The sequence below is a fragment of the Pseudomonas sp. KBN12P06040 genome (assembly GCF_037574965.1).
Taxonomy (GTDB): Bacteria; Pseudomonadota; Gammaproteobacteria; order Pseudomonadales; family Pseudomonadaceae; genus Pseudomonas; species Pseudomonas aeruginosa.
Genome location: NZ_JBBELS010000001.1, coordinates 6,165,549 through 6,176,523 on the forward strand (window position 1 = coordinate 6,165,549; position 10,975 = coordinate 6,176,523).

7 protein-coding genes are annotated in these 10,975 nt (G+C 52.4%); 6 read left to right on the forward strand and 1 reads right to left on the reverse strand.

The annotated features are described in order from the left end of the window. Nucleotides 1-114 precede the first annotated feature (114 nt). The 6 genes from VQ067_RS29035 (at nt 115) to VQ067_RS29060 (ending at nt 9,510) form a co-directional block, all read left to right on the forward strand. Complete coding sequence (locus tag VQ067_RS29035; protein ID WP_034019963.1) at nt 115-2,037, forward strand: ATP-dependent nuclease; 1,923 nt, start codon at nt 115-117, stop codon at nt 2,035-2,037. Further along, entirely contained in the window at nt 2,034-3,704 is a 1,671-nt protein-coding gene (locus VQ067_RS29040) for an ATP-dependent helicase (RefSeq protein WP_034019966.1), read from the forward strand. The genes VQ067_RS29035 and VQ067_RS29040 overlap by 4 nt, the downstream gene beginning before the upstream one ends. A gap of 235 nt (nt 3,705-3,939) precedes the next feature. Then, nucleotides 3,940-5,580 (forward strand): ATP-dependent nuclease, encoded by a 1,641-nt coding sequence (locus VQ067_RS29045; RefSeq protein WP_160295900.1) that lies wholly within the window; start codon nt 3,940-3,942, stop codon nt 5,578-5,580. A gap of 1 nt (nt 5,581) precedes the next feature. Next, complete coding sequence (locus VQ067_RS29050; RefSeq protein ID WP_128472872.1) at nt 5,582-6,394, forward strand: HNH endonuclease; 813 nt, start codon at nt 5,582-5,584, stop codon at nt 6,392-6,394. A gap of 873 nt (nt 6,395-7,267) precedes the next feature. Next, entirely contained in the window at nt 7,268-7,801 is a 534-nt protein-coding gene (locus VQ067_RS29055; RefSeq protein WP_225517907.1) for a hypothetical protein, read from the forward strand. Beyond that, nucleotides 7,798-9,510: a UvrD-helicase domain-containing protein gene (locus VQ067_RS29060; RefSeq protein ID WP_171891570.1), complete on the forward strand. Its 1,713-nt coding sequence runs from the start codon at nt 7,798-7,800 to the stop codon at nt 9,508-9,510. Before VQ067_RS29055 ends, VQ067_RS29060 begins: the two co-directional genes overlap by 4 nt. Nucleotides 9,511-9,663: 153 nt before the next feature. Here the strand turns inward: VQ067_RS29060 and VQ067_RS29065 are convergent, their stop codons facing one another. Then, a complete protein-coding gene (locus tag VQ067_RS29065) occupies nt 9,664-10,914 on the reverse strand; it encodes a tyrosine-type recombinase/integrase (RefSeq protein ID WP_171891569.1) in 1,251 nt (416 codons plus the stop codon). Between the last annotated feature and the right edge of the window lie 61 nt (nt 10,915-10,975).

Here is a 10,975-nt window from a genome sequence, read left to right on the forward strand (position 1 = left end):
TGCTTCACTGGTAAAGTGATGTACTAGATCAAACGAAGAGCTATCGGGCGCGTCATTCGATGTCCTTCAGGCCTGAGATGAGCGAACTCAAAAAGTCAGAAGGGAAGCTGAGCTATGAGGCTGAGCAGTCTATTTGTCAGCAACTTCCAGTCCTTTGGGCCGGTCGCGGAAGATATCTCGTTCGAAGATGTTACGTACCTCTTAGGCCCCAATGGCGCAGGAAAAACAGCCGCGCTGCAGGCGCTCTGCAGGATGTTTTCCTTTGACCCAAGCCTGCGCCGAATTCGCCGTTCAGACTTTCACGTTCCTGCCGCAGAAGCCGAGCAGCCAGAGCAGCGTCATCTCTGGTTGGAAGCGGATTTTACGTTCGAGGAAACACTCGATGATGACGATAACGACACCGTGCCGCCTTTCTTCGGGCAAATGGCGATGCGTAAAGCAGGAGAGCCCCCGCGGGTACGCTTTCGTCTAGAAGCAACAATGTACGAGGATGGGGAGATCGAAGAGCAGTTTCTCTTCGTGACCAAGACGGATGAGAATGGCGATCCTGTGTCGAAACAGGCGGTTCCCAAGCGGCATCGTGACACCATCCATCTCCACTACCTCCCTGCCAGGCGCGACCCTTCCGATCACGTAGCTTACGGGGCGACAGCGCTTCTGGGCCGGCTCCTTCGTGCCGCCAATTGGAATGACGACCGCGAGACAGTAAAGGAACTCACGGAGCAGATCACCGATTGTCTAGTCGAGAACGAGTCAGTAAAAACGCTTAGCGATAGCCTCACCACCGCTTGGCAGCGCCTGCACAAGGGGGACTTCTTCGCCTCGCCCCGCCTGACGTTCGAGAACTCTGAGATCGAAGCATTACTTCGGCACCTCACGGTCTCTTTCAGCCCAGGTCATGGAGAGAACCAGGTTGATTTTGCACGTCTGAGTGACGGGCAGAAATCCATGCTTTACCTCTCGCTTGTTTTGTCCGCGCTCACGATAGGGCGAGAGGTGAGGTCTGGAGAGAACAAGGCCTTCGATCCCCATAAGCTGAAACCGCCGGCATTCACAATTCTTGCGGTGGAGGAGCCGGAGAACAGCCTTTCGCCGCATTATCTCGGACGCATCGTCAATTCACTGAAATCCTCGGTCGACGTGGACGCCCAGGCTCTAATCGCTACCCAAGCGCCTTCCATGCTGCGGCGGGTTGAGCCTGAAAACATCCGGTACCTTCGACTGAATGGTGATCGGTGCACCCAAGTCACAACTATTCAGCTACCTCCGAAGCTTACTGACGCGTACAAGTTTGTTAGGGAGGCCGTGCAGGCCTTTCCTGAGGTCTATTTCGCCCGTCTGGTCGTGCTGGGAGAAGGTGATAGCGAAGAGATCGTGCTCCCAAGGATCCTCCAGGCGAAAGGTGCGCCTGTCGATGAGTTTGCCGTTGCAATCGCACCATTGGGTGGCCGCCATGTAAACCACTTCTGGCGGCTGCTTTCTGCGATCGGCACCCCTTACATCACGCTTCTGGACCTTGATGTCGGCCGTCACCAAGGAGGCTGGGGGCGCGTGAAGTATGTAAGGGATCAGCTAGATCAGTTTGCACCTCAAGACAGCCTGCCCGCTGGCTGGCCTTACCATGAATGGAACGATCCCCAGACGCCTGTGCGGACCCATAACTGGTTCGAGGGTGGGACGGTAAGTCTGTTCAATGAGCTCGAAAAACGTAACGTCTTCTTCTCCGACCCCTTGGATTTAGATTTTGCAATGCTGTGCGCATTCCCGGACGCCTATGAGGCTGAAGCCGTCCCGGCAACCTTGAAGAGCCACACCAAGGTCCTGGGAGATAGCCATTTCAATCCAGACCAGTACGACGAAGAGGAGCAGCGCTGGTTCGAGGCCTACCACAAACTCTTCAAGTTGAGCAGCAAGCCGGCGGCACACTTGGGCGCGTTGGGAAGGCTCACCGATCAGGAACTTCTTGATGGCCTGCCTGACTCGCTCGATCGGCTAGCAGACAAGGTGATCGAACGGCTCGATGAGTCGCCGGAATGATCAAGCCTGAACGCTGGGTTCCCTCTCCAGGAATTCGACTGGAAAGAAACGCGTGGGAGGCAGTTCGTGAGCGCGAAAGGTCAGTGGTGCTTACTGCTGGCCCTGGTGCGGGAAAAACAGAGGTGCTCGCACAGCGAGCTGACTTTCTTCTGCGTACAAACGCCTGCCGCTACCCAAAACGCATCCTTGCCGTTTCATTCAAGACGGACGCAAGCCGGAACCTCAAAAAGCGAGTACAGCTTCGCTGTGGTTGGGATCGCGCGTCACGTTTCGACAGCGTTACCTTCCATGGCTTTGCGAAGCGGATCATCGACCGGTTCCATCCAGTTTTGGTGGATGAGGCGTTGAGCCAGGACTATGAAATTGGTCCGGAATACATCTGGGGCCAACAGATCACCTTTAAACACCTACTTCCGTTCGCCCTTCGGATCGTGAAAGAGAGCGCGATCGCACGCAATACGATACGGCAGTCCTATACGCACGTGTTCCTCGACGAATTCCAAGATTGTACGGCAGACCAATACGAACTGATCAAACTGCTGTTCCACGACACGCCGGCGATCCTGACCGCCGTAGGGGACACTAAGCAGACCATCATGGGATGGGCGGGGGCGCTCGAGGGGATATTCAAAACCTACGCTGACGACTTTGATGCCCGACCGCTACGTCTGTTTTTGAACTTCAGATCCCAGCCAGCACTACTGCGAATGCAGAACGATATTATTCGGGAGATCGAGGCTGAGGCAGTGATGCCGGATGATCTCGCCAAGGGCGAAGGCGGGGAGATTCTGGCTGGGAATTTCCGAAATGCCGCTGAGGAAGCTGAGGCTCTTGCGAACCTTATTCAGCGCTGGATTACTCAGGACGGCATACCACCTAGTGAAATTGCCGTTTTGATGCCTCGCCAAGTTGAAGAGTATGGCGAATCACTAATGCTGCGGCTCACTGAGCGGGGAATCGCTCATCGTAATGATCACGACCTTCAGGACCTACTGAAAGAGCCAGCAGTCGGCCTTGTAATCGATTACCTCACTTGCCTCTACGGCCAGGGCGAGGCAGAAGCATGGTCACGGTTAATGGACCATTTCACCCCGTTCGAAGACGACGACAGCCAAAATAGCGCTCAACGGATCTTTGAAGAGACATACCGGGATCACCTCAAGAAGGTTAAGCAGGAGCGAAAAACAGCGAGCCCATATGGCTCGTGGTGGGATCTGACCAATGAGTTCCTAAAGAAACTTGGCCTGTCGTCCGTCAGCGCACTCTCCGCCGACTATCGCTCAAAGGCCCGCTTGTTAGAGGTTGTTCGAGACGTTCGTGATCGTATCCGGGCGCAACTTGCGATTGAGCCAGATTTACTCAAGGTATTGGCACGCCTTTCTGACGATTCGGCAGTTCGCTTCCTAACCATGCACAAAAGCAAAGGTCTGGAGTTCCATTCGGTAGTTGTGCTCGGCGTCGAGAAGCAAACGTTCTGGGGGCACCTCGACCAAGAGCGCTGCGTGTTTTTTGTAGGAGTTTCTCGGGCCAAACACAGTCTTGCGCTCACCACTGCGGACTATCGACCACGCCCTAAGAACGTCAAGAGATGGGATGAGCATCGAGCTCCACATGGTGAGTTTGTGAGTCATGTTGTTCGACACCTCACCAGTCAGCACTTTAAGTAGGGCCGCGCTGCGCATCGCGCATCAACCTTATGGGGAGACTGAAGCCGTCACAGAGGACGGCCACCATTGGCCGGGAGTCACCAGTACAGTGGGCTGGAGTCGGCCAGAGGCGGACAGTCATCCCAACAAATCTGTCCGCTTTTCCGAAAGTGCATCGTTTTTGTTGCCAGACAGTATCAGTAGGCCGCTCGCGCTGATAATGTCGCGGCGCGCCTGACTTAAGATGGATCTTGGAATGCCAGCGAAAAAAAGCTCTAACGCTAATCCTAACCAGCCACTGACCTCCTTCCTTTTGGATGAGAGCTTCGCGGAAAGCTCCAACGCGGAAGCATTCATTGTTCCGCTGGCCCGAAAATTTAACGACTTCGGCTACCTTATAGCATGCTCCATAGGCTATCGCGATAAACAAGGGCAGATTTATTGGCTTGAAGGGAGGTGTGCCATTCAAGGAGAAAAAGATCTCTTTGAGGCTGTTGGCAGTCTGCTTTCGCCTGAAAAACCTGAAATTTACCACCGCGAAATTAAAAAACCGTTCCGCACACTGCTGGTAGATGCAAAGTCATACAGCTTTTTGCGGCGGACGCTAGGCGAGACTCAGGCAAGGAAAATCCTAGCTAGCTTACAAGATGTAGCAACGACTAAAAGCCGGACCTTCACCAATAATTGGTATGACTTCTATAAAGAAGAAGTGTTCACCCATGCGATGATTAGATCAAGCGAAGCCTACTTTGCTTATCGCAAGGGGGAGCGCATATTGCAAGGCTTGCAAGAGCTTGATGCTGATGCACGTCAACCTTTCAGTATTGAGTTGAAGGGAACTGGCCCCCAAGCCCAGTTCGACTTCCAGTTTGATAGCAAAAATTTTCTCAGAGGGCGGATCGCGGTCATTATCGGCCAGAATGGCTGCGGCAAAACTTCGGCGCTTGCAAAGCTCTCAAAAGTTTTGGCCGACAAAGAAAGTCGATCTGCTGAAATTACCAATCGCCCCGAACTGAATCAAGTTATAGCTTTCATTCACACTGCATCTGTTCGACAGTTCTCCCCCACGTCAAAGGAGGGGCTCGCGAGAGCTAGGATTTTTACATTCAATCCGGCAAGCCCCCGCAAGCAAGGCGAGGACTCTGCAACAACATTGCTTGTCGATGTGGCTCGCGGACATGATGCTCAAGGTGCTTTGCTTAAACATCTCTCGGATATTTTGCGCACTGAATTCAGTGAGCTTGAAGTTCTGGTCCCAATGAAAAAAGACAGACCAGGAGAGTCAGGAAGAATGGCGCTGTACGATGTAGACTATATGCCATTTTCAGAGTGGAAGCGTGGTGGCGAACAACGTATTTTAAAGAATGCGGCAAATGTCGCCTCTTGGCAGTCATTGAAATTTGTCGATAAACACGGAAAGGAACGTAAGCTTAGCTTGGGCCAGCAGGCCTTCCTAAAATTCATTTTGGTTGCACTAGCTAACTCTGGGCCGGCATCCGCGTTGATTATTGATGAGCCGGAGAATTTTCTGCATCCAAACCTTATATCAAGGTTTATGCGTAGTCTAAATAAAATTCTGAACGGTACACGTTCGGTAGCATTCATCGCCACACACTCCCCGTTTGTCGTCAGGGAAGTTCAAAGTGCTCAGGTGCATGTGATGCGCGATGAAGATGGAGTACTCACTGTAAGAAAGCCGCGCATGCAAACTCTAGGAGCCAATGTCGCATCAATCTCGAATGAGGTATTTGGCGACGATCTACCCCATCATCTCTATGAAGAGTTGTTAGAGCTAGCAGAGCAAGAGAGCAATACGTTTTCGGAGGCACTTGATAGATACTCTTCAGAGTTGAGCGCCGAAGCTCTCATGCGCCTGCGTAGGATGATGGAGCAGTAAAATGAGGAAACTCGATCCGCCCGTCATTCAAGATAATTTGCTTCTCAGCTTTCTGCAGCACTCTAGAAAGGAAAATGCGAAAGCAATTGTGCATCGCATAGCTGATATTGCTGAGCGCTATCAAGCGTATGATATTTGCAATGGTGATCCCTGGGGTATCGCTGAGGACGTGTCATACGCCCCACTAAAAGAAGACCTTAACGGAATTTATAAAGCGCCACCATCCGTTCTAAATTTCATTGCGACGCTGCGATCTCAACTTGACGGCGTGTGCCCCGTGTGTGGGCGAGATGCACTGGGGACCTTGGATCATTACCTACCCAAAGCAAATTACGCAGAATTCTCATTTTACTCAAAAAATTTGGTGCCAGCTTGTGATAGGTGCAACAACAAGAGAAGCAACGCGTTCAAAGGCGCGAATGCAGGAGAGCGCCCTCTGCATCCATATTTTGACTACTTTGCAAATAACAAGATCCTGTCCGTACGATTTGAACCTGATTGGAATGCGCCACTGCTGACGCCAATACCTTACAATGTGACCGGAAGTCAGCTTGCTGTTGTCCAGTGGCACATCGACAATGTCCTAAGGCGAGCGGGAATCGATGAATATCTGACGACACAATGGGGGGTCTTGATCAATGGAATAAGGACGTTTCTTCCAGATCGATCTAGCTTGGTAAGCATAAAAACGGAAATTCAGCGGCTCGAAAGCTATGAATTTGAATGCGGAAAGTCGGCTAACGGATGGCGTTGCGCCTTCTGGCATGGATTGAACCTAAATGATGATGCGCTCAGGTACTTGCAGTCGCTATGAACAGTGCATTGATTAGTAATCAATAAATAAAACCACCGCACCTTGGTGAATCTACTTTATGGAAACTCTGACATCTAAAGCCGAGGCGGACGGGTTGGCACAGGAAAAGTGGGCTGATTTATTTATTGGGAAGAATGGCAGCTTTTGGCTGTGGATTCAGCCGATCCCGGCCCGTCGCGACCGGCGGAAACCGGCCAAATGCGGACGTTTTATCGAACTGCTTCCGCCCAAACAGTCGATGGACATGTTTCTACCATGCCTCAGTCGTCAAGCTTTGCGGGCGTGCTCTCGATAATTTTTATTGAGATAAAAGAAATCAGATAGACCGCCAGATCCGAAATCTCCCGAGTGTCGTCAATCTCTGGAAATGGTGGAAGTGGGGACCGGCGGAAATGCGGCCAGAAGCAGACGTTCTGCCTGCATCACTTGCCTGAGATCCGGTGTCCAGTTAGAGCGAGAAGTATCAAATCGAACGACGTCGATTTGCACCGGCCAGACGGCCGACCGGCTCAAGGTCTTTGCCTCTTTCCAAGCCAACAGCGATGAAGCGTCGCTCTATCTCAGTTACCTTACCAGCCAGCCTCCTGGCCTCAGCTTCAAACTCGGCAATTCGGTGCTTCAGGTCCTTTCGGCGCTTTCTCGACATACAGACCTCCCAAAACAGAACTGTACTTCAGGGTAGCCGCTTTTTGAGTGGCCACTGCGTGTTGGAGATCGCTGCCGCCCATCCACCGGAGTAATCATCAGGAGGTAATCAGCCACTCAGGGACGCATGTTGTGGGGTCGTTCTCTGTCGGTCATGGCCACGCGGTGTAATGGTCAGATCCGATGCAAATGCTTGGTCAAGTCGAATGCAATCAGGTGGTCAAGTAAGTGCAATTGCGCACATTCTTCCTGTCACTCGGTAAGAGCGTGTTTGCGGTGTTCGACAAGCAATCGCCGGAGGCACTCGCAGCCATCAAGGCCTCAGTCGATCATCCTTACGAGTCTGCGAGCGCAGGCTTCGAAGACCTGGTGCTGCAGGGCGCATCTGAGGCCGCACTCCGCAGCTATGCCGCTGCTGTAGTTGCCGGAGGCGATTGGCCGCAGCATCTCGCGGCATGGACACCAGCAGCCGCAACGCCGTTGGCTGATCTGCAGGCTGCTCTGTCGAGTTATTTCAGCTGGGCTAAGGGTGGTGGCGACGCCGGCGACTTGCTCGCCTCCTGTCAAACCGCCGACGACATGCCTGAATACGTGAGAATCACGTTGGCAGCCATCAAGAACGTCATTGAGCCACCACGGCTGCCTCCATTACCTCCCCAGGCAGCCGGCATGCCCCTTCTCCCAGAAACTGCAGCCAAGCCGGCACCATTGGCAGCCGCCTATGGAAGGTTTCAACCGTCCCCGCCCCAGCCTTCGACATGACTGAAGTGTGGAGCGATCAGAAGCGCGGCTTCCTGGCGTGCACCGGGCACGCCCTAGCGCTGGGTGGTCCTGGTGGAGGCAAAACACACGTCGCGCTGGTGAAGGCTCGCGATGAGATTCGCTCAGGAGTACTCAAGCCAGGCCAGAAGATTCTCTTCTTGAGCTTCGCCAGACCTACCGTAGCGCGCATCATCGAAAAGGCTTCTGAGCTGATTTCTCGTGAGGACCTGAAGCAACTGGAGGTTAGTACGTACCACGGTTTTGCATGGAGCATTCTCCGGAGCCATGCCTATTTGCTGAATGGCAGGCGAAGCCTGCAGCTCCTGCCACCGCCAGAAGCAGCAGCGCATTTGACTGATATCGATAAGGCCCAACACGAAAATGAGAAGCGGCGCCTTTTCGAGCAGGAAGGCCGTCTGCATTTCGATTTGTTCGCAAGCTTGGTCAGCGACCTGCTTCGTCGAAGTGATCGGCTAAACACCATCTTCTCCGACACCTATCCCATAATCATCCTCGACGAGTTTCAGGACACAAACAGTGATGAATGGGCGCTGATTCAGCAGCTTGGAAGACGCAGTCGCCTCATTGCACTGGCAGACCCCGAACAGCGAATCTACGAGTTTCGAGGCGCTGACCCCAGGCGGGTGGGCGACTTTCTGGAGAGCTTCAGCGCCGCTCACTTCGATTTCGCCGGTGAAAACCATCGCAGCGGCGGTACCGATATCGCAACCTATGGGAACGACCTTCTCACCGGGGCGAACAAGGGCAGGACCTATCAACAGGTCAAAATCATTCGCTACGGCTTCTTATATGGAAAGAGCTCGCACTTCAGCGCCAAGACCGCAGTTTACTCGGCATTGGAACGGCTCAAGAAAGTACCGGACAAGTCGATCGCGGTCCTGGTGCCATCCAAACGGCTAATGCTTGAGCTTTCTGACTATTTCTCATCCACGTCTGATGGTCTGCCGGAGCTATATCACGACGTTGCAATGGATGCAGAGCCGCCGGCTCTAGCCGCTGGCGTTATCGCCACGCTACTGGAGGGAGGTACGGCTAGCGATGTGGCAAGCCGCATGCTCGGCGCACTTCACTCGCACATTCGCGGACGGCGCGGAGGCAAGCCTACACCTCAGACGGAGCTTGACCTGGCAGGCGCTCTTAGCGGTTTCCTTTCCACGGGAAAGATCCGCGGTGCCAAGCGCCAGTTGATTGTCAGCGAAGTTCAACGGATCTCAGAGTTGCGGCAACGACTGGAATTCACAGGTGACCCTTCGGAGGACTGGCTATATCTGCGCGGCCTGTTGGCATCCTCCACCGCGGAAGCCTTGAGGCAAGTAGCAACGGATGCCCGCTACTTACGACTTCTTCATCGAGGCTCGGTACTGCGCACCAGCTTGGGTGCCCTGTGGCGTGCCCAGGGTGGGTACAGAGGTGCTGAAGAGGCAGTCCGCAGTGCCTTGATGCAGGAGCATTTCGCTGCTGCTCAAAAAGACTGGCGCGGCATCCATCTCATGACAGTTCATAAGTCCAAAGGCAAAGAGTTCGACGAGGTCATCATCTACGAAGGCCTATACCAGCGCATCGCCAAACCCCCGCAGGACCCAAAGACCTGCGCTCAAGACCTGTTAGCTCTACGGGTAGGAGTGACTCGAGCGATACGCCGTACTACCGTTGTGACGCCGAAGCGCGAACCTTGTCCTTTCCTGTGACTCTGCATTGCGGGGCACATCAAAGCATAGGAAGTTTCTAATTCAGAAGCGGTCCTAAAGCGGATTCAGTCATAGCAGAAAGAAATCAGGTTATTGTGACTACTTGCAAATAAGAAATCCGAAACGACGCAGGCAAGACTATACATGTCGAGACTAAGTAGCAGAGCCACGAAGGGAATGGGCCACCACACTTGGTAACTCATAACTCTTCGTCCTGAGTTGCAACAAAGCCTCTTTCACAATTAAAATTGACTCTGCTAGAGCCCTATTTTCACTACTCTTCGCTTCACCCATCAAAGCTTCAATAACACTCATCGCCTCGGCGGCGACGTTTGCAGAATCCTTGTATTCAACCTCAAGCTCTTCGTAGGCCCAATCTACATAGCGCCACATGCTATCAAGCGAAGAGTGACCACTGAGACTCGCGACCTTTGAGAGAACAGTAGTAAGTGCCTCAACGCCAATTGACCCCCGGCTGCTCAAAGATCGAAGCCTAGCCATAACCTGCAATGTAATATATCGGTGCCTAAGCATGTGAGCGGATACCCGCTCAGTAAGGCCCGCCTCTGCCCGGAGATCAGAAAACAACTGTGACACTGTTGAGGGCGCCATCTTGAACCCCTCTCTGGTGCAAAACAGCCAGTCCAGATCTTTGAAGCCAATCTTTCTCCTCTTTAATCTCCTAACCTGAATAGAGCGAGTAACATCGATATACTCCAAGAGCATTCTAAACGTTTCGTCTGAGATAGGTATTAACCTGTAAGGATTGCCTTTTCTTTTAGATGTTCTTACGGGCAATTTCCGGTCAGCAGATGCCCCTACAATATCAGAAACTCGGATCCAAGTTAGCTCTTCTCTACGTATGCCCGTATCTGCAAGGAGAACAAGCATACATCGATCACGGCTGCGACGAAAATTAGTTTTGGCAGTCCATTCACAAGAATCCAGCAGAGCAGATATTGCATTAGAAGAAATAGGGCGAACTGTACGAGGAATGCTTGCAGGCACCATCGCATAATGCTGGGTTCGAACCCTTACAACACCTTGCTTACTCTTCAACGAACGCAAAGAAATTGTTACTTGAGCCCCCTGCCCTAATGAACCCACTAAACGCTTTCCAACCAAAAAAGTTTGATACCACTCTAAGAACGATATAACCCGCAACAAAATTCTATTTATGTGGCTCCCAGAAGATTTTTTGCGCTTAATTAACCAGTCTGAAAATGAAACCAGCACATCATCACACACTTCCTCAATCACCACCTCAGACTCAAACAAAAAACGTACAAACAAGGATAGCTCTGATGCATAAGTGTTAATTGTGGAAATAGCGCTATTTGAGCGCCTAAGATGAAGGAAATAAACGTTAAGCTGCCAACATATACAACCATCTGGCCAATACATCACCCTCATTTCGGGGGCCGCCCATCGCTCCGACCTCCTCAACTTATCATATCCAGGCAAA